Here is a 19,745-nt window from a genome sequence, read left to right as displayed (position 1 = left end):
GCAAGACAGCACGTCGACAACGGCTGCACGTCGAGGCGAACCTTTTCCATATCTCGTCGTTCGCCTCGGCATGACGCCGTTTTGGAAGTTGTCCGCCGCCGGTTTCGCAGCAACGGCCATCGCCTATGGGCCGGCCCGCATGGGGTTTGGCCTGTTCCTGCCGGAGTTCAGGTCGGCGTTCGGGATCTCAACCCAGACGGCGGGTCTCATATCGAGCCTGGGCTTCTTCGGCTTCTTCGCGGGACTTTTGATCTCGCAAGCGATGACGACCCGCAAAGGCCCGCGACTGCCCGTGATTTCCGGTCTGCTCGCAGCGACCATCGGCACCGGGATCGTCGCGGCGGCTTCGAACTTCACCGTGCTGTCATTCGGTGTTCTTCTCGCCATGTCGAGCGCCGGCTTCGCGTGGACGCCGTTCAACAACGCAGTCCATCGAACGGTGGACGATTGGTCTCGGCCGACTGCGCTTTCCTCCGTCAGCACAGGCACCAGCCTCGGCGTCGCCGCCGCGGGAACCGCCGCACTGATCATCAGCATCAGCGGCATTTCGTGGCGCTTGTGCTGGGCGATGTTCGCCATCGCCAGTGCGCTTGCGCTTGCCGGCAATTGGGCGGCGTTGCGGGAGGTCGCCGGAACGCCGGGCCCAGGGGTCGCGGAACAATGGCGCGTGCTGTTTCGCCGCTCGGCGATGCCGCTTTTCGGCATCGGCCTGTGCTACGGGATCACCTCGGCCATCTATATCTCGTTTGCGGCAGATCGGATCGCACAGGCCGGCGGGGTGGCGGGTCTTCCGAGAAACACCTCGGGCGGCCTCGTTTTCGTCTGCTACGGCATCGCCGGCCTGCTCGGCCTCTGCACGGCGAATGCCAAGGCGATGCTGGGCCTGGCGTGGCTGCTCCGCCTCCTTATGCTGGCCTGCGCCCTGTCTTTCGCCCTCATCGCCTTATGGCCAACGACCTCCGCCGGCATCATCCTCTCGGCCGCGCTTCAAGGCCTCTACGTCATGATGATGAGTGCGGCGTTGTCCTTCTGGTCGGACCGGCTCTTCCCGTCCCTGCCCTCGAAGAGCTTCACCGCCGTGCTGCTTGCCGTGGCTACGGGCAGTATCGTCGGGCCGGCGATCGCCGGCATCGCCTCTGACGCCTACGGTCCGATGTCAATGTTTTTGGGAAGCGCGGCCCTTGCAGCCGCCACCGCGGCGAGCTTTCGATCCAGACACATCTGGGAACGTCCCCCGGTGCATTCATCCGAAAACCTGTAAGGCGACGTTCAGTTCTCTCACGAACTCGGCGGCTCCGGCCTCGGAAGCGGGCCGAAGCGCTCCTCTTCCTCGTCTTCGGGAGCCGGTTCGACCTCGATCGTCCCCTGCAACACGCCGTCGAGATCACGCAGGAAATCCTTGATGCGGCGCGCGTTCTTGCCGAGATCGTGGCGTCCGAAGCGTGAGGCCGACCGCATATCGACAATTGCGCCATCAATGTCGCCATCGGTCGTGGGCGCGATACGGATCACCACATCATCGGGAAAGGCAAAGAGGATCGTGCGGGCGACCGCCTCGATCGTCGCGATACCTTCGCCCTCGACCGGATCCAGGCTTTCTTCGACTTTCCAGCCCCGATCTTTCACGACGGCCTGCGCGGCGGCAAACACGCGCTCGACCGTTAGCGGATAAAAGCGCGCTGTGAGCCGCGGATAGGCTGAGGCCTGGCTCTTCGCATCGGCGAGCGAGATCGCCTCATGGGGATGCGTCCAGAAGCGGGGCGGATCGTCCACATCCGTCGTGATGTCGTTGAGCGGCGGGTAAATGACCAGCGCCCCCATGGCGAGGCCGAAAAGGACGAGGGCGGGGGCGGCGAAGAAGAGTGCCGAAAAGGCCTGCCCGGCACCTTCGTCGCTGGCATTCCAGATGCGCACCAGTGCAAACACCGCCAGCGCGAAGGCGACGAGTGCCAGGCCATAGCCGAGCGCAACGGTCGGCGCGACGGCTTCCGTCGGCATCAAGCCGAAGCGGTTGCCAAGCCCCGTCAGGACGAGGACCGGCAACGACAGGACAGCGAGCCTGCGCGCCCACCTTGCGGATCGGGAATGTCGGATCGGCGGACGCGCAGCCACTTATCGTCTTTTCCTAGGCTTCGACGGCCGGGCGGTAATCGCGGAACTGGTCGCGCAGCGCCATCTTCTGGATCTTGCCGGTCGCCGTGTGTGGAATTTCCTCAACGAAGGCAACATCGTCGGGAGCGGCCCACTTGGCCACTCTCTGACGAACGAAGTCAAGAATGTCTTCCCTCTCGGGCCGCACATCCTTCTTCGGCACGATGATGAGGAGCGGGCGCTCGCCCCATTTCTCGTTGGCCACGCCAATTACCGCGGCTTCGGCGACATCGGGGTGAGCGACCGCCGCATTTTCGAGTTCGATCGACGAGATCCATTCGCCACCCGATTTGATCACGTCTTTGGAGCGGTCGGTGATCTGCATATAGCCGTAAGGATCGATATGGGCGACGTCGCCCGTGTCGAAGAAACCTTGCTCGTCGAGAAGCGGACCGCCCTCGCCTTTGAAATAGGCTTTCGCGACGGCCGGTCCGCGGACCTTCAGACGCCCGAAAGTCTTGCCGTCCCAGGGCAGCGGCTCACCGGCATCGTCGGTGACCTTCATCTCGACCGTGAAGGGCGGATGCCCCTGTTTCTGCAGCACGTCGAGACGCGCTTCGCCCTTGAGACCCTGATATTCTGGCGTCAGCGTGCACACCGTTCCGAGAGGGCTCGTCTCCGTCATGCCCCAGGCGTGGATGACCTCCACATCGTAATTGTTCTGGAACTTCTCGATGACCGCACGCGGACAGGCCGAGCCGCCGATGACCACCCGCTCGAGATGCGGAAGCTTGCTGCCCGTTTCTTCCAGATATGACAGAAGCATCAGCCATACCGTCGGCACGGCGGCGGTCACCGTCACCTTCTCCTCGTCGAGAAGCTGGTAGATGGATGCGCCATCCATTTTCGGCCCGGGCATCACCATTCCGGCGCCGACCATGGGAGCGGCAAAACAGATCGCCCAGCAATTGGCGTGAAACATCGGCACGACCGGCATGATCCGGTCACTGCTCGACAAATCGATCATGTCGGGAAGGCTCGCGACCATCGCATGCAGGACGTTGGAGCGATGCGAATAGATGACGCCCTTCGGAACGCCCGTCGTGCCGGAAGTGTAGCACATGCCGGCAGCGGTGTTTTCGTCGAAGCTCTCCCAGGCAAAATCCCCGTCCGCTTCGTCGAGCCATTCGTCATACGGGACGAGATCGAGCGAGGAAGACGGCAGATGCGCCCGATCGCTCATCACGATCACCTTCTCCAGGGTGGGCAGAGCATCCTTCAGCTTCTCAACGAGCGGCACGAAAGTGAGATCCGTGAAGAGAAGCCGGTCTTCCGCGTGGTTGATGATGTAGGTGATCTGCTCGGCAAAGAGGCGCGGATTGACCGTGTGGCAGATCGCGCCGATGCCCATAACGCCGTACCAGACTTCCAGATGGCGCATCGTGTTCCAGCCGAGCGTCGCCACCCGGTCGCCGAGCCGGATCCCATGCGCCGTCAGCTGCTGCGACAGCTTCAGGGCCCGTCGCCTGATCTCACGGTAAGTTGTGCGATGAATCTCCCCTTCCACGAGCCGCGACACCACCTCGCGGTCGCCATGATAGGTCGCGGCATGATCGAGGATGCGATGGCAGTTCAAGGGCCAGTCTTGCATGAGACCGTGCATGTTGTTCCTCCCTCTCGCCTTTCGGCGTTATGTCATCGCCCAGCACAATTGAGCGCTGCAGCGTGAGCGCATTGTCTCTCGGCTCGCAAAAAGCCGCAATCGCGTCGAACTCTTTCCCAAGACAGGCGTTAGGCGCTTCGTATGGCTCAAGAAAATCTCGCCGGCATCGAAGCCGGCAACGGCAAAGACAAACGCGAAGACAGTTTCTCTCTGCCGCAGTTGGATTTCGAGATGGCTCTCGACATGGCCGACGGCGACAGCGCCTCCTGGATCGACCTGGTGCGCCACGCGGCCGAGACGTCAGGCGGAGACCTGCTTTTCGTCCTGCCGAGCTTTTCCGGCGACGGGGAGGCCACGGAGAAGGCGATGGTGCGTCTGCCCGATGGGGAGGAGGATGTTCTCATCGCCGTCAGCCACGATGATGACGGCTTCCATTATGAGGCCGAGGCGGCGATCGACGAGGAATTGAAGGATTTCGCGCACGCCTCGATTGACGTTTTGCGGCGTATGCAATCCGACGCTCAGATCGTGACGCCCCTCGCCGAAACCGAGAACTAAAACAAAGTGTTGCGCGAAGCGCCGCAGGTGTCGATTTCGGATTGCCGTTAAGAGCGCTTTAAGTCTACGAGGCCCACAATTTCAACACCGCAACTGCGGAATGGACCTTCAAGATGCACGACCGAAAAGAGACGGCTTTCCAGTCGCAACATCACGATCAACAAGTCGCTGAGCGGCTGCGCCAGCGCTATCAGCAGATCGGCATTCCGGCCGTCCGGGCCGCCGCCACGATGAAAAGCGCTCAGGCCAAGGCCGCGCAGAAGGGCTGATCAGGCCAGCCACCGCTCCAAGCGGCTCAGCCCTTCCTGCATCGCCTCCTCCGCGCCTGCGAAGGAGAAGCGCATGGTCAGGTGGCCGCGCGCCGGATCGAAATCGGCGCCGGGCGTGGCAGCGACGCCTGCCTCCTCCAGCATGCGACGGGCAAAGCTCGTCGAATCGTTGGTGAAGCGGGCGACAGACGCGTAGACGTAGAAGGCACCGTCGGCCGGCGGTATCGCCTGGAAGCCGAGTTTCGGCATCCGCTCCAGAAGAAGCGTGCGATTGCGCGCGTAACCGGCCTTGATCGCTTCCAGCTCCTGCGTGCAGTCGAAGGCGGCGATCGCCGCGCGCTGCGACAGATCCGGCACGGAAATGTAGAGCGACTGCGCCAGACACTCCATGGGCCGCACGAGATATTCGGGCAGCACCATCCAGCCGATGCGCCAGCCGGTCATGCAATAATATTTCGAGAACGAATTGATCACGATCGCTTCGTCGGAAAACCTCAGCGCCGTTTCCGCGCGGCCGGCAAAATCGAGACCGTGATAGATCTCGTCCGAGATGAATCGGATACCGAGCTCGTTGCAGGTGGCGATCAGCGCCTCGAGTTCCTCAGGCGGGGTCATCGTGCCGGTCGGGTTGGCCGGACTTGCGATCAAAAGACCTGACAGCGGCGTTTCACGATGCGCGCGCCGCAAATGGTCGGGCGTCAGGATCCAGTGCGTATCGGGACCGACCGGGATTTCGACAGCCTCGAGCCCGAGCACGGAGAGGATGTTGCGGTAGGCTGGATAGCCGGGCGCCGCCATGGCGATGCGCGCGCCGGCATCGAAAGCCCCCAGGAAGGCGAGCATGAAGCCGGCCGATGAGCCTGTCGTCACCGCCACCCGTTCCGGATCGAGGTCGATGCCGTAGGTTTCGCCGTAGTGGCGGGCGATCCTTTGCCGCAGCGTGCGAATACCGAGCGCTTCCGTGTAGCCGAGACGTCCGTCCTTGAGCGCCAGGCGGGCAGCCTCCAGCACAGCCGCGGGCGCCGGCGCGCCGGGCTGGCCGACTTCCATGTGAACGATGTCGCGGCCTTCGCTCTCAAGTTTCGCGGCGGCGGAGAGCACATCCATTGCGATGAACGGTTCCACCGCGCTGCGCATGGACGGCTTACGTGGGAACACGCGTCCTCCTGCGTCATCTGCACGCCACATTGTTTGCCCTTTGTCGATGCTAATCTTGGACCCAGCCTGAGAACGATTGACCGGCCGTTCCGCAATTCCTAGCGTGAAGTTGCATCCGTGAACAGCATCACCGGCCATCTGCGTCCCCTTTCCGCGCCATGACCTCGATCCTCCTGCGCCGCTTCCGCCACACTGCAAAGGCCGTCTTCAGTCTCGGCCTCGCCGCGAGCCTCGCCTTCGCCGCACAGCCCGAGACAGCTTCGGCGCAGCAGCGGCAGATGAAGATCATCCGTGACGCGGAGATCGAGGCACTCTTGATGGACTATGCTCGACCGATCTTTCGGGCGGCCGGCATCGGTTCTTCGGGAGCGCAGATCGTCATCATCGACGACCGCGATTTCAACGCCTTCGTGGCGAGCGGGCGGCGCATGTACATCAATTCGGGGGCGCTCTTGGAGGCGGAGACGCCCAACGAGATCATCGGCGTCATTGCCCACGAGACGGGACATCTCGCGGGCGGACACCTTCAGAACCTCCGCAACGAAATGGCCCGCGCCCAGGCGATCGGCGCCATCGCCTCGATCCTGAGCGCCGGTGCGATGGTGGCCGGAGCAGCCGCCGGCTCCAGCGCCGTCGGGCGCGGGGGCGCGGCGGCCATGACGGCCGGACCGGGCATGGCCATGCGATCCGTCCTCAGCTATCGGCGAGCTCAGGAAATCTCGGCCGACCGTGCGGCGCTCACCTATCTCAATGCCACCCATCAATCGGCAAAGGGCATGATCAAGACCTTCCGCCGATTCGCCGACCAGTCGCTGTTTTCGGCGCAATATGTCGATCCCTACGTGCAATCGCACCCGATGCCGGCCGAGCGCATCGCGCAGCTGGAGACGATTGCAGCCAAGAGCCAGTATTGGGATGCCAAGGATCCCCCTTCGCTGCAGCTTCGTCACGATATGATGCGGGCAAAACTCTCCGGCTACACGGAATCGCCTGCGCGGGTGGAGCAGCGCTTTCCGCGCTCACAGAAGACACTGCCGTCCGCCTATGCCCATGCGATCCTCGCCTACCGCACGGGAGGCGTGCGCAATGCGCTCGGCCAGATCGACGCCCTCATCAGGAGCGATCCGAACAATCCCTATTTCTACGAATTGAAGGGGCAGGCGCTCCTGGAATCCGGCAAGGCCGATGCCGCCGTCGCGCCGTTGCGGCAAGCTTATTCGCTGGCGCCGGATGCCGGCCTCATCCGCATCCTGCTCGGTCACGCGATCCTGGAGACGGGCCGTGACAATCTTCTTGGCGAGGCGATCGGTCATTTGCGGGCGGGCGTCACCAGCGAGCCGCTTTCCTCGCTCGGTTATCGCTATCTCGCCATGGCCTATGCCCGTCAGGGCCATATCCCGCAGGCTGAACTTGCCACGGCCAACGGCCTTCTCATTGACGGCGACGTCAGGACAGCGCAGAGCTACGCCAAACGGGTTCAAGCGAAGGTGAAGCGCGGCTCGCCGGAATGGCTGCAGGCCGATGACATTCTCACCTATAAGCCGCCTGACACCCAACGCTAAGTCCTGATGGAACAGAACACAGCCAGGTATTCCGTATGAACGCGCTTCGTATCTTCTACGCCTCGATCGTCGCTGCAGCTTTGATCCTTGCCGTTTCGGTCGGTTATGTGATCAGCCAGACGAGCGGATCTGAGACATCGCCCGCAGCGACCGAGCAAGGTGCCGTCTCCGATGACAGCACCGGCGCGACACAACAACTGGTGCGCGATTATCTGGTCTCCAATCCGGAGGTCATCGAAGAGGCGCTCATGGCGCTGCAGAACAAGCGCGTCGAAGAAGCCCGGAGCCAGCAGAGCGAGACGATCACGCGCATGCAGGACCAGCTGTTCAATTCCAAGAACCAGGTCGTGCTCGGCAATCCGGACGGTGCGGTCACGCTCGTGGAGTTCTTCGATTACAATTGCGGTTATTGCCGCCGCGCCTATCCCGACATGATGGCGCTCATCGACAACAATCCCGACCTCAAGATGGTGTTGAAGGAGTTCCCGATCCTTTCCGAAGGCTCGGTGCAGGCAGCCAGGATCGCCGTTGCCGTCGACGTCGTCGCTCCGGACCGCTATAGCGATTTTCACCGGGAAATGATGACGCGCGGCGGCCAGGCCGACCGTGCCAAGGCGCTCGATGTGGTGCGCGATCTCAATCTCGATGTCGCAGCGATTGAGGCCAAGGCCGGCGAGAGCTCCGTCGACGAAAACCTGGCCGAGGTGCAGTCTCTGGCGCGCGCTCTCGATATTTCGGGCACGCCGTCCTACATCATCGCCGACGAGGCCGTTCCGGGCGCGGTCGGCTTCGACCAATTGCAGCAGAAGGTTTCCGCTGCGCGCAAATGCGGTGGCAACACGCTCAGTTGCTGAGAGAGTTGCTGGGCAAGAGGCACAGACGGGAACGAGGCGTTGATGTCAGAGCGCGAGTTTGAACAAAGGGTAGCGGCCGTATGAAGAAGTTTTTCCTGCATCTTTTCACCTGGTGGCACGACGCGACCCTCAACACGCGCTTCTTCACTTGGCGAAAAGGCATCTTCGTCGGCGAGGACGATGCCGGGAACCGCTATTACCGGCACAGGAAGACCAATTCTCGCTGGGTGCTTTACAACGGCGATCCGGAAGCATCACGCGTGCCGCCGGGATGGTACGGCTGGCTGCATTATCGCACGGACATCCCGCCGACGGACGAGAGCTACACTGCGCCAGCCTGGGAGAAACCGCATCGGCCGAACATGACCGGCACCGCCGGCGCCTATCATCCGCCGGGCTCCCTCACGACGCCGGAAACGCGCCCCAACGTCACCGGCGATTACGAGCCGTGGACGCCCTGATCCTGCCTCACAAAGGGTGTCTTTGCACAGCGCCCTAGGCGCCAAGCGGAACTCTTCGGATCGCGTTCCCTTTGAACGGATATCTTTTATGACGCGGATTTTTCTCGCCGCTCTTGCGATCGCCATGTCGATCCAGGCTGCAGCGGCAGAGCCCATCAAGAATCCCGTGGCCGTGTTTCGCGGCCTCGACAAGATCACCGGCCGGATCATCACCTTCGATGTGCGGATCGACGAAACGGTGCAATTCGGTGCGCTGCAGGTGACGCCGCGGGTGTGCAATACGCGCCCGCCGACGGAGCCGGAGCAGACGACGGCGTTCGTCGAGATCGACGAGATCACGCTGTCCAACGAAGTGCAGCGCATCTTCACCGGCTGGATGTTCGCCTCGAGCCCCGGTCTGCACGCCGTCGAGCATCCGGTCTACGACGTGTGGCTCGTCAATTGTAAGGCCAGCGTCGACGAAATGAGCGAAGAGCCGCGCGGGCCCGATGCTCTGCCTGAGCTTGCGCCGGACAGCAGTCAGGGGACCGAGGAAGAAGCCCCGCCGGAAGACTAAGCGCGGCCCCCAGGGTCGCCCCCACCTTCCGTCTCTTCGGCCGAACTCTGATCCATCTTGTCGAGACGGAAGAAGTCGGCCTCCACCTGAAGCGCCTCTTCCAGCATCTCCTGATAGCGCGCACGCGACACGGACACGGCGCCGAAGGTTTCGAGATGCGAGGTCGTGAATTGCGTGTCGAGGAGCGCGTAGCCGCCCACGCGCAAACGTTCGACGAGGGCGACGAGCGCCACCTTCGAGGCATCGCGGGCATCAGAGAACATGCTCTCGCCGAAGAAGGCGCCGCCCAGCGACAGGCCATAAAGGCCACCGACGAGCCTTCCCTCCTGCCACGCCTCGACCGTATGCACATAGCCGCGCCGGAAGAGCGCGCCGAAGAGACGGCGGATCTCGCCGTTGATCCATGTCGAGCGGCGCCCCGGACGCCGCCTGGCGCATCCGCCGATCACCGCGTCGAAATCGGTGTCGACGCGGATCTCGAAAAGCCCTGAGCGCATGGTCCGCCTGAGCCTGCGCGGCACATGGAAGGTCTCGAGCGGGATGATGCCCCGCTCGTGCGGCTCGACCCAGAACAGGTTCGGATCGTCGGCCGAATCGGCCATCGGAAAGATGCCGCAGGCATAGGCCTTGAGCAGAATATCGGGCGTAATGGCGAATGCGTCTTCGCCGCGCATCGGCTCAGGCGATCAGCTTGTCGCGCGAGCTCGTTTCCGCCAGAAACTTCTCGAGCCAGCGGATATCATACGCGCCATTGGCGATATCGGCATTCGCCACAAGATCACGGAAGAGCGGCAGCGTCGTCTCGATGCCATCGACAACGAACTCGTCGAGGGCGCGGCGCAGGCGCATCATGCATTCCACTCGCGTGCGCCCATAGACGATCAGCTTGCCGATCAAGCTGTCGTAATGCGGCGGCACCCGATAGCCCTGATAGACGGCCGAATCGACGCGCACGCCGAGGCCGCCCGGCGGGTGATAATAGCTGATGCGGCCCGGAGAAGGCGAAAACGTCTCCGGGTTCTCCGCGTTGATGCGGCATTCGATGGCGTGGCCCCTTATGACCACGTCTTCCTGACGAACGGAGAGAGGCGAACCGGCGGCGACCCGAAGCTGTTCGACGACGAGATCGATGCCCGTCACCGCTTCCGTCACCGGATGCTCCACCTGCAGACGGGTGTTCATTTCGATGAAATAGAACTCGCCGTTCTCGTAGAGGAATTCGACGGTGCCGGCGCCGCGGTAGCCGAGATTGGCCATGGCATTGGCGACGGTCTCGCCGATGCGGCTGCGCTCTTCCTCGTTGAGGGCGGGAGACGGCGCCTCTTCCCAGACCTTCTGGTGGCGACGCTGCAGCGAACAATCGCGCTCGCCGAGATGGATCGCTGTCCCCTCGCCGTCGCCCATGACCTGAACTTCGATGTGGCGCGGATTGGCGAGGTATTTTTCCACATACATGGAATCGTCACCGAAGGCCGCCATCGCTTCGGCTTTGGCGGTTGCGAGCGCCGACGCCACTTCATCGGGCCCGTTGGCCACCTTCATGCCGCGGCCACCGCCGCCGGCTGCGGCCTTCAAGAGGACGGGGTAGCCGACTTCGGCGGCGATCCGCGAGGCTTCGGCGGCATCGGTGATCGCGCCCTTGGAGCCCGGGACGACGGGGATGCCGAGCGCCATCGCCGTTTCCTTGGCCTGCACCTTGTCGCCCATCAGGCGGATATGCTCGGCCGTCGGGCCGATGAAGGTGATGCCGTGGGCGGCGAGAATATCGGCAAAGCGCGCGTTTTCCGACAGAAAGCCGTAGCCTGGATGCACGGCGTCTGCGCCCGTGATCTCGCAGGCGGAGACGATCGTCGGAATGTTGAGATAACTCTGGGAAGCCGAAGGCGGACCGATACACACGCTCTCGTCGGCGAGACGCACATGCATGGCGTCCGCATCGGCGGTCGAGTGCACAGCCACGGTCTGCACGCCCAGCTCCTTGCAGGCACGCAGGATCCTGAGTGCGATTTCCCCGCGATTGGCGATTAGAACCTTGGAAAACATCGGCCCGCCTGTTCGTCTCATTCGATGATCAACAGGGGCTCGCCGTATTCCACCGGCTGGCCATCCTCGACGAGGACGGCGCTGACGCGTCCGGAATGCGGAGCCGCGACTTCGTTCATGTGCTTCATCGCTTCCACGATGAGGACCGTCTGGCCTTCGCGCACCGTATCGCCGATTTCGACGAAAGGCCGCGCGCCTGGCGCGGGCGCACGGTAGACCGTGCCCACCATGGGCGAAGGAACACAGCCCGGATGCCGGCTCGGATCGTCCATCGCTTCCGGTGCATCCGCCGCGTCGCGTGCGGAGGGTGCAGCTTCCGCCGGCACGGAGACGGCATAATTCGCCGCCGGCGCCGGCCCCAGATTGCGCGCCACGCGGATGCGCAAATCTTCGTTTTCGATTTCGATCTCGGAAAGCTCGGTTTCCTTCAGGAGCTCGGCCAGCTCACGCACCAGCTCCTTGTCGATCGCACGCTTCTTTTCAGCCATGCCTAAGTCTCAAGCCTCCCGGCCTCGTTCATCTCGATCAGCGCCTCGGCTGCCAGCCAGTAGGACTGCGCGCCGAAGCCACAGACCACACCCTGCGCCACCGGCGCGATATAAGAATGGTGTCTGAACGCTTCGCGAGCGAAGACGTTCGACAAATGCACTTCAATGACGGGCGCAGCGATGGAACGAACCGCATCGGCGAGCGCCACAGAAGTGTGGGTGTAGGCGCCCGCATTGAGCACCACACCCTTCGCGCCATCCGCCGCATGGACGAACTCGACGAGTTCGCCTTCATGGTTGGTCTGACGAAAAATCAAATCGTACCCCCGCTCCTGAAGGCGGTCACGCAACATCGCTTCGATATCGGCAAGCGTAGCCATCCCATAGATCGACGGTTCCCGGACACCGAGACGGTTGAGATTTGGACCGTTGAGGATATGGAGGACGGGCGCCATGCAGCCATTAAGGAGGTGGGCAATTGGGCGTGTTTTAGACGTTTTGACGAGCGGGTCAAACGAACGCGGCGGGTTTCCCGCAACCATTTCGCCGCGGCAGCCATAATAGAGGCCAGGTTCGCACCAACTTCTTCACCATGTTGTCACTTTCCTATCTCTGGCAGGACGCCGCCTTGCGGTTTGCCGACCTCACCTCCCCGAAGCGGGGCTATCAGCGGATATCCGACATCGCGTACGGCGTGGGACCGCGCCACAAGCTCGATCTCTACAAGAGCGAATCACCACGTGAGAACACACCGCTGGTGGTGTTTTTCTATGGCGGCGGATGGGACAGCGGCAGGAAGGCGGATTACCGATTCATCGCCCAGGCGTTCACCACGCTCGGCTGCGACGTCGCAATCCCCGATTACCGCCTCTATCCGGACGTGCACTTTCCGCAGTTCGTCGAAGACGGGGCGAAGGCCGTCGCCTTCCTCGCCTCAGGCAAGGCTGACGGGCTTCGCCGTCCCGTCTTTCTCGCCGGACATTCGGCCGGAGCCCAGATCGCTTTCCTTCTGACGCTCGACGGCCGCTATCTCGCAAAAGCCGGCAGCGCGGTGGAGACCGCTGTGCAAGGCGCGATCGGTCTCGCCGGTCCTTACGACTTCCTGCCGCTCGAAGAGGAACGCTACAAGCGCGTCTTTCCCTTGGAGACGCGCGCGGCAAGCCAACCGATCGCCTTCGTGGAGGGCCCGACGCCGCCGGTCTTTCTCGCCACCGGGACCGCGGACCGGACCGTCGATCCGGCCAATTCGGAACGCCTCGCCAGAAAGCTACGCAGCTTCGGCAACGAACATGTCACACACGTCATCTATCCGAAAATCGGCCATGCGGAGCTGATCGGGACTTTGCTGCCATTGCTGCAGCGCAGAGCGCCTCTCCTCGCCGATCTGGGCGACTTCATCGAGGCGTATTCGCAACCGCCAACGCCCTCGCCGGAGCCTGTTCGAGAAGCCGTTCCGACGATGTGAAGGCTTCACACAAAGTGCGAAAAAGACATAGGTTTTCGACAGTTTGTACGTTTCGTCTCATTCCAGACACTGCATAAAAAAGCGATAATCCCAGGGTAAGTGATTCGTCCAGGCGAACGGCCCGACCGATTTCTACCCCACGGCGAATAAGGGCCGTATGGGTGCATCGCAGCAAAGGCATTCGCCGGTCCATCTCCTCGTCAATCTTGCCAAAAACAAGCTGAACAAAGCACGGGAAAGGCAGGCAGGCACGGTGTCCGCAACGAGAAGCGAGATGCAGCGCTATTCGCTGGAAGAGAGCGCTCGCGCCATCGCCGAGACCGGCGCGCTTTTGATCTGGCGCGCAGCGCCGGACGGAACGCCTTTGGCAGCACTCGCGGATACGCGCCAGATTGAGGTTCCGGCGGGTTTGCCGTTCGCCTGCATCGCTCTGGTCCATCCAGAAGACCAGGAGCCGATGCGCGCAAAGTGGCATCGCTGCCTTGCCGAGGTGTCGCCATTCGACATGCGTTATCGCCTCCGTCAGTCAGACGGCTCGTATCGCTGGACACGCGGGCGCGGCATCCCGCTGATGACGGACGAGGGAGGTGTACAGGAATGGGTCGGCACGGTCGGCGACATCCATGACCACGTCACGATGGAAGCCGCTCTCAGTCTGAGCGAGGAACGCTTGCGGCTCGCCCTGGAGAGCACCGGCCTCGGCATCTGGGAATATGACGTTGCGACAGGCGTCACCTGGCTGTCGGAAACCGCAGCTCAACTCCTGCAGCGTCCGGGCCTTCGCCTCACTCCAAGGGAACGCCATGCCGTTCTCCATCCCGATGACCGCCCAGCGTTGATGGCTCTTTTCCGTAATGCGGTCGCACGGCGCAGCGAAGAGCGCTTCGAGGCTGAGTTCCGCATCCGCCGCGGGGATCCCGCCGAAACGATCTGGGCCGCATGTTCCGCGCGCCTCGTCTTTCGTGCGAACGGCGCACTCTCGCGCATCATCGGCACGCTTGGCGACATCACGGAGCGGCGCTGGCAGCAGGAGACGCTCTTCCGACTGGCGCATTACGACCACCTCACGGGTCTTCCGAACAGGCGGCGGCTCGCTCAGCTCTTCGCAGAGCATGGGGCGCATGCGACGCGCATGGGCTTTCTGATCGTCGACATCGACAATTTCAAAGATACCAACGACCGATTCGGCCATGCGATCGGCGACGAGGTTCTGCGCGCCGTGGCACGGCGGCTGCGGGATGTAATCCCGGACGAGGCGCCCATCGCCCGCCTCGGCAGCGATGAATTCGGCGTGCTCCTCCCCGGATTGGATCACAACGGCCAGGCACTCGCCATGGCGCAACAGATCCACGAGGCATTCGCCTTCCCCTTCCCGGCCCCCGAACGCAGCGTGCATCTTTCCGCCGGCATCGGCATCGCTTTTGCCAAAGAGCGCAGCGAAGGCATGGGCACGCTTCTCGTCGAAGCCGATCTTGCCGTCACAGAGGCAAAACGGGCTGGCCATAGTGAAACGGCATTCTTCGCACCTGCGCTGCGTGAGCGCCTGCACCGACGGCAGCAGCTTTGCGATGAGTTCGAGCGCGCGCTCAAAGAGGACGAGTTCGATCTCTTCTATCAGCCGCAGGTCGCGCTGCAGGATGGAAACATCATCGGCGCCGAGGCGCTCTTGCGCTGGCGTCATCCGGAGCGAGGCCTTCTCGAACCGAAGGACTTTCTGCCGATTCTCGCCCAAAGTCGCTGGGCGCGACCGACGGGAGACTGGGTGCTGCGACGGGCCTGTCTCGACGCGGCAAAACTGGCGGCCCAGGGCGAGCCTTTGCGCGTCGCCGTTAATTTGTTTTCAGCCCAGCTGCAGAGCGGCGCGCTTGACCGCACGATCGAGCGCTGTCTCGCGGAAAGCAGTCTGCCGGCGCATCTCCTCGAGATCGAGATCACCGAGCACGTGATTTTGTCCAACGATGAGGCGACCCTCGCCAGGCTCGACCGAATCACCGATCTCGGCTGCTCCCTCGCCTTCGATGATTACGGCACCGGCTATGCCTCCCTCTCCATGCTGACCCGCTATCCGGTGACGCGTCTCAAGATCGAGCAGAGCTTCATCACCTCGGTCTGCATTGATGATACCCATGCGACGATCGCCGAGGCGATCTTGTCGCTCGCCAAGAGCCTCGGCCTCGGGGTAACGGCTGAAGGCGTAGAAACCTCAGAACAGGCGCAATGGCTCAAAACGCATGGCTGTCCTGAAGGCCAGGGACGCCTCTTCGGCATGGCAATGCCGCTTCTCGAACTGCACGGCCGTGTGCTTGGCTGGCCGGCTCGGCGGCACCCCTAGAAAGCCTTAGAAACTGCCCGCAAAGCCTTTGGTGTCTTGAGCGAATCGCCTTTCTGCGCTCCGTCGGCCACGGAGGCTGCGTGCACTCTTTTCCCCATATATCTGCGCTTCCTCCACAACATCTCGATTCATCGCTTGTGATGCCCACAAGGGATTGACGAAGCGGCGCCGAAGCACATAGCTTCCGGACAATGACAGGCGCCCACGGCGTCGCCGTCATAAGTCAGCGTAAAATCACAGTTTTCGAGTGAGAGTCCGGGCCCTGCGCCCGGCCCTTAGCTGTGCCCTGAGCAAACGAGCCCCTCCGTCACAAAACCGCAATATGTGGTGGATTTAGGGGTTTGTTTACACTATATATGGAGGATCGGTTTGCGACCCCGCCAACATCGGGGCGAGCCATTCTCTGGGACAAATGCGGCAGTCCTTTCAAACGGACTCCAGGCAAAGGGCGGTCAGCATGGCCGGCCCTTGGGATGAGGAGAGATTATGCGGATTTCGCGCCATTACACGCAGGCGGGGCAGTCGCCCTACGCGTCCATCGAATTTCGCACAGCCACCAGCGAGATCCGCAATCCGGACGGGTCCGTCGTCTTCCGGCTGGAGAATTTCGAGGTGCCGGCGCAGTTCAGCCAGGTGGCGGCCGATATCCTGGCGCAGAAATATTTCCGCAAAGCGGGCGTGCCGGCGCGCCTGACCCGCGTCGAAGAGAATTCTGTCCCCTCCTTCCTGTGGCGCTCGGTCGCCGATTCGGAAGCGCTTGCGGACCTGCCCGAGGAAGAGCGAATCGGTTCTGAGAGCGACGCACGCCAGGTCTTCGACCGGCTCGCCGGCGCCTGGGCCTATTGGGGCTGGAAGGGCGGCTATTTCGATGGCGAAGAGGACGCGGAAGCCTTCTTCGACGAGATGCGCTACATGCTCGCCACTCAGAAGGCGGCGCCGAATTCTCCGCAATGGTTCAATACGGGCCTCTTTTGGGCCTATGGCATCGATGGACCGAGCCAGGGCCATTATTACGTCGATTTCCAGACCGGAAAACTCGTCAAGTCGAAGAGCTCCTACGAGCATCCGCAGCCGCATGCCTGCTTCATCCAGTCGGTCGCCGACGACCTCGTCAACGAGGGCGGCATCATGGATCTGTGGGTGCGCGAGGCGCGGCTGTTCAAATACGGCTCGGGCACCGGTTCGAACTTTTCGAACTTGCGCGGCGAAGGCGAAAAGCTGTCGGGCGGCGGCAAGTCGTCGGGCCTGATGAGTTTCCTCAAGATCGGCGACCGTGCCGCGGGCGCCATCAAGTCGGGCGGCACGACGCGGCGCGCGGCAAAGATGGTGATCGTCGACATCGATCATCCCGACATCGAGCAGTACATCGACTGGAAGGTGCGCGAAGAGCAGAAGGTGGCCGCCCTCGTCACCGGCTCGAAAATCGTCTCGCAGCATCTCAAAGCCGTGATGCGCGCCTGCGTGAATTGCGAAGGCCCGGGCGGCGATTGCTTCGAGCCCGCCAAGAACCCGGCCCTGAAGCGCGAAGTGCGCGCCGCCAAGAAGGCGCAGGTGCCGGAGGCCTATATCCGCCGCGTCATCCAGTTCGCGCGCCAGGGCTACACCGACATCGAATTCCCGACCTACAACACCGATTGGGATTCGGAGGCCTACCTCACCGTTTCGGGGCAGAACTCCAACAATTCCGTCTCGATCCGCGACGACTTCCTGCGCGCCGTAGAATCCGACGGCACCTGGGACCTCATCAACCGCATCGACGGCAAGGTCGCCAAGCGTGTGCGGGCCCGCGAATTGTGGGACCAGATCGGCTTTGCCGCCTGGGCCTCTGCGGATCCCGGCCTCCACTTCAACTCGACGATGAACGACTGGCACACCTGCCCGGCCTCGGGGCGCATCAACGCCTCCAATCCGTGCTCGGAGTACATGTTCCTCGACGACACGGCCTGCAATCTCGCCTCGCTCAACCTTCTGCAGTTCCTGAAGGAGGCCGACGAGAGCGGCCACCGCGCCTTCGACGTGGAAGCCTTCGAGCATGCCGTCCGCCTGTGGACGATCGTGCTTGAGGTCTCCGTCCTGATGGCGCAGTTCCCGTCGAAAGAGATCGCGCAGCTTTCCTACAAGTTCCGCACGCTCGGCCTCGGCTTCGCCAATATCGGCGGGCTCCTGATGAGTTCGGGCATCCCCTATAACAGCGAGGAAGGCCGCGCCATCTGCGGGGCGATCAGCGCCATCATGACGGGCACCGCCTATGCCACCTCGGCGGAAATGGCGGCCGAACTCGGCGCCTTCCAGGGCTTTCCGCCGAACCGGGCGCATATGCTGCGCGTCATCCGCAACCACCGGCAGGCCGCGCATGGCGAGGCCGCGGGTTATGACGGGCTCAACACCAATCCGGTGCCGCTCGATCACGACGTCTGCGTTCGCCTCGGCGACGACGGCAAGGCCTTGTCGGAGCACGCCAAGGCGGCCTGGGACCGGGCGCTCGATCTCGGCGAGAAGCACGGCTATCGCAACGCCCAGGCGACGGTGCTCGCCCCGACCGGCACGATCGGCCTCGTCATGGATTGCGACACGACCGGCATCGAGCCCGATTTCGCCCTGGTGAAATTCAAGAAGCTCGCCGGCGGCGGCTATTTCAAGATCATCAACCGGGCGGTGCCGGAAGCCTTGAAGCGGCTCGGCTATACGGCCGAACAGATGTCCGACATCGCCGATTATGCCGTCGGTCACGGCTCGCTCGACGATGCCCCGGGCGTGAATATTGCGGCCCTTCAGGAGAAGGGCATGTCGGAGGCGGCGATTGCCAAGGTGAAGGCAGCTCTTGCCTCCGCCTTCGACATCAAATTCGTCTTCAACCGCTGGACGCTCGGCGACGAAGAGATGGCGTCTCTCGGCGTCTCCGCCGAAGCGATGGCCGATCCCGCTTTCGACGTTCTCGCCCATCTCGGCTTTTCCAAGAGCGAGATCGAGGCCGCCAACACTTTCTGCTGCGGGGCGATGACGCTTGAAGGCGCGCCGCATTTGAAGGACGAGCACCTGCCGGTCTTCGACTGCGCCAATGCCTGCGGACGGCTCGGCAAGCGCTATCTGTCGGTGGAAAGCCATATCCGCATGATGGCGGCGGCCCAGCCCTTCATCTCCGGCGCCATCTCCAAGACGATCAACATGCCGAACGATGCGGCCGTCGAGGATTGCAAGAACGCCTATATGCTGTCGTGGAAGCTCGGCCTCAAAGCCAATGCGCTCTACCGCGACGGCTCAAAGCTCTCGCAGCCTCTCAACTCCCAGCTTCTCTCCGAGGACGAGGAGGAGGCGGAGGATCTCGTGGAAGAGATCGCCGCAGCGAACACGCCGCAGAAGGCGGCGATCGCGGCGGAGAAGATCGTGGAGCGGATCGTGGAGCGCGAAGTGCATGTGCGCGAGCGCGAAAAACTGCCGAACCGCCGCAAGGGCTATACCCAGAAGGCGATCATCGGCGGCCACAAGGTCTATCTCAGGACCGGCGAGTTCGACGACGGGCGCATCGGCGAAATCTTCATCGACATGCACAAGGAAGGCGCCGCCTTCCGCGCCATGATGAACAATTTCGCCATCGCCATTTCGCTCGGCCTGCAATACGGCGTGCCGCTTGAGGAATATGTCGACGCCTTCACCTTCACCCGCTTCGAACCCGCGGGCATGGTGACCGGCAACGAGGCGATCAAGAACGCCACCTCGATCCTCGATTACGTCTTCCGCGAGCTCGCCATCTCCTATCTCGGCCGCCACGATCTCGCACATGTCGCGCCCGAAGATATCCGCTCCACCTCCATCGGACGTGGCGTGGAAGGTGATCGGCCGGCGCCTGCCCCCGTCTCGCACGGGCTGGTGCGCGGCCAGACGAGCCGGTTCCGGGTGTTCGCCGGCAACGAGCCGAAAGGCTCCGCCGACACGGCTCCGGCAAAGCCCGCAAGCTCCAACGTGACGGCGATCTCCTCCGGCCAGCCGATGGCCAAGGGCAACCTCGCCTTCAAGCGCGATCTCGCCCCGGAGGCGGAACAGCACGCCCATGTGGCGCCGCTCGACCTCGAAGAGCCGCAGGCGGAAACGGCCGCAAGCCCGGACAAAGCGACACAAGTCGCGATGGCCCGCATGAAGGGCTACGAGGGCGAAGCCTGCACCGAATGCGGCAACTTCACCATGGTCCGCAACGGCACCTGCCTGAAGTGCGACACGTGCGGGTCGACGAGCGGGTGCAGTTGAGGA

The 19,745-nt window shown here is 62.9% G+C and carries 17 protein-coding genes; 10 read left to right on the top strand and 7 right to left on the bottom strand.

Features of this window, described 5'->3' with window-relative positions; translation table 11 throughout:
• Positions 1-70 precede the first annotated feature (70 nt).
• Complete coding sequence (locus EO094_RS11740) at positions 71-1,261, top strand: MFS transporter (protein WP_128292474.1); 1,191 nt, start codon at positions 71-73, stop codon at positions 1,259-1,261.
• 17 nt (positions 1,262-1,278) lie between these two features.
• Here the strand turns inward: EO094_RS11740 and EO094_RS11735 are convergent, their stop codons facing one another.
• Positions 1,279-2,112 carry a DUF1499 domain-containing protein gene (locus tag EO094_RS11735; RefSeq protein WP_128292473.1) on the bottom strand — a complete coding sequence of 278 codons (834 nt, stop codon included), beginning with the start codon at positions 2,110-2,112 and terminating at the stop codon, positions 1,279-1,281.
• A gap of 13 nt (positions 2,113-2,125) precedes the next feature.
• Entirely contained in the window at positions 2,126-3,754 is a 1,629-nt protein-coding gene (locus tag EO094_RS11730) for a long-chain-fatty-acid--CoA ligase (RefSeq protein WP_128292472.1), read from the bottom strand.
• 141 nt (positions 3,755-3,895) lie between these two features.
• On the opposite strand from EO094_RS11730, the gene EO094_RS11725 reads away from it, so the two are divergent.
• The gene (locus EO094_RS11725) at positions 3,896-4,312 is read left to right on the top strand and encodes a hypothetical protein (RefSeq protein WP_128292471.1); all 417 of its coding nucleotides are present in this window, start codon (positions 3,896-3,898) and stop codon (positions 4,310-4,312) included.
• A 113-nt stretch (positions 4,313-4,425) separates the two neighbouring features.
• The gene (locus EO094_RS18460; RefSeq protein ID WP_164879643.1) at positions 4,426-4,581 is read left to right on the top strand and encodes a hypothetical protein; all 156 of its coding nucleotides are present in this window, start codon (positions 4,426-4,428) and stop codon (positions 4,579-4,581) included.
• Here the strand turns inward: EO094_RS18460 and EO094_RS11720 are convergent, their stop codons facing one another.
• The gene (locus EO094_RS11720) at positions 4,582-5,769 is read right to left on the bottom strand and encodes a pyridoxal phosphate-dependent aminotransferase (RefSeq protein WP_205649893.1); all 1,188 of its coding nucleotides are present in this window, start codon (positions 5,767-5,769) and stop codon (positions 4,582-4,584) included.
• 128 nt (positions 5,770-5,897) lie between these two features.
• On the opposite strand from EO094_RS11720, the gene EO094_RS11715 reads away from it, so the two are divergent.
• The 4 genes from EO094_RS11715 (at position 5,898) to EO094_RS11700 (ending at position 9,172) form a co-directional block, all read left to right on the top strand.
• Positions 5,898-7,301, top strand: a complete 1,404-nt coding sequence (locus EO094_RS11715; RefSeq protein WP_128292470.1) for a M48 family metalloprotease — start codon at positions 5,898-5,900, stop codon at positions 7,299-7,301.
• Between the two features lie 35 nt (positions 7,302-7,336).
• Positions 7,337-8,155: a DsbA family protein gene (locus tag EO094_RS11710; RefSeq protein WP_128292469.1), complete on the top strand. Its 819-nt coding sequence runs from the start codon at positions 7,337-7,339 to the stop codon at positions 8,153-8,155.
• An 80-nt stretch (positions 8,156-8,235) separates the two neighbouring features.
• Positions 8,236-8,616, top strand: coding sequence for an NADH:ubiquinone oxidoreductase subunit NDUFA12 (locus EO094_RS11705; protein ID WP_128292468.1), 381 nt, complete (start codon positions 8,236-8,238; stop codon positions 8,614-8,616).
• Between the two features lie 88 nt (positions 8,617-8,704).
• A complete protein-coding gene (locus tag EO094_RS11700; RefSeq protein WP_128292467.1) occupies positions 8,705-9,172 on the top strand; it encodes a DUF2155 domain-containing protein in 468 nt (155 codons plus the stop codon).
• Here EO094_RS11700 and aat read toward each other — a convergent pair.
• The 4 genes from aat to aroQ are packed head-to-tail and all read right to left on the bottom strand — an operon-like array spanning position 9,169 to position 12,158.
• Positions 9,169-9,846, bottom strand: coding sequence for a leucyl/phenylalanyl-tRNA--protein transferase (gene aat / locus EO094_RS11695; RefSeq protein ID WP_128292466.1), 678 nt, complete (start codon positions 9,844-9,846; stop codon positions 9,169-9,171). The two genes, EO094_RS11700 and aat, sit on opposite strands and share 4 nt — an antisense overlap.
• A 4-nt stretch (positions 9,847-9,850) precedes the next feature.
• Complete coding sequence (accC, locus tag EO094_RS11690) at positions 9,851-11,215, bottom strand: acetyl-CoA carboxylase biotin carboxylase subunit (RefSeq protein WP_128292465.1); 1,365 nt, start codon at positions 11,213-11,215, stop codon at positions 9,851-9,853.
• A 17-nt stretch (positions 11,216-11,232) separates the two neighbouring features.
• Positions 11,233-11,703 carry an acetyl-CoA carboxylase biotin carboxyl carrier protein gene (gene accB, locus EO094_RS11685; protein ID WP_128292464.1) on the bottom strand — a complete coding sequence of 157 codons (471 nt, stop codon included), beginning with the start codon at positions 11,701-11,703 and terminating at the stop codon, positions 11,233-11,235.
• Between the two features lie 2 nt (positions 11,704-11,705).
• Positions 11,706-12,158, bottom strand: a complete 453-nt coding sequence (aroQ, locus tag EO094_RS11680) for a type II 3-dehydroquinate dehydratase (RefSeq protein ID WP_128292463.1) — start codon at positions 12,156-12,158, stop codon at positions 11,706-11,708.
• 137 nt (positions 12,159-12,295) lie between these two features.
• Between aroQ and EO094_RS11675 the strand changes: the two genes are divergently transcribed.
• The 3 genes from EO094_RS11675 (at position 12,296) to EO094_RS11665 (ending at position 19,742) form a co-directional block, all read left to right on the top strand.
• Complete coding sequence (locus EO094_RS11675; RefSeq protein ID WP_128292462.1) at positions 12,296-13,168, top strand: alpha/beta hydrolase; 873 nt, start codon at positions 12,296-12,298, stop codon at positions 13,166-13,168.
• 274 nt (positions 13,169-13,442) lie between these two features.
• Positions 13,443-15,500, top strand: a complete 2,058-nt coding sequence (locus tag EO094_RS11670) for a putative bifunctional diguanylate cyclase/phosphodiesterase (protein ID WP_164879642.1) — start codon at positions 13,443-13,445, stop codon at positions 15,498-15,500.
• Positions 15,501-15,986: 486 nt separating this feature from the next.
• On the top strand, positions 15,987-19,742 hold the full coding sequence (locus EO094_RS11665; protein ID WP_128292460.1) for a vitamin B12-dependent ribonucleotide reductase: 3,756 nt from the start codon (positions 15,987-15,989) through the stop codon (positions 19,740-19,742).
• The last annotated feature ends 3 nt before the right edge of the window (positions 19,743-19,745 follow it).

Source organism: Afifella aestuarii, from assembly GCF_004023665.1.
Lineage (GTDB): Bacteria > Pseudomonadota > Alphaproteobacteria > Rhizobiales > Afifellaceae > Afifella > Afifella aestuarii.
The sequence above is the reverse complement of the archived record's forward strand: the minus strand, read 5'-3'. Positions and strand labels throughout refer to the sequence as shown.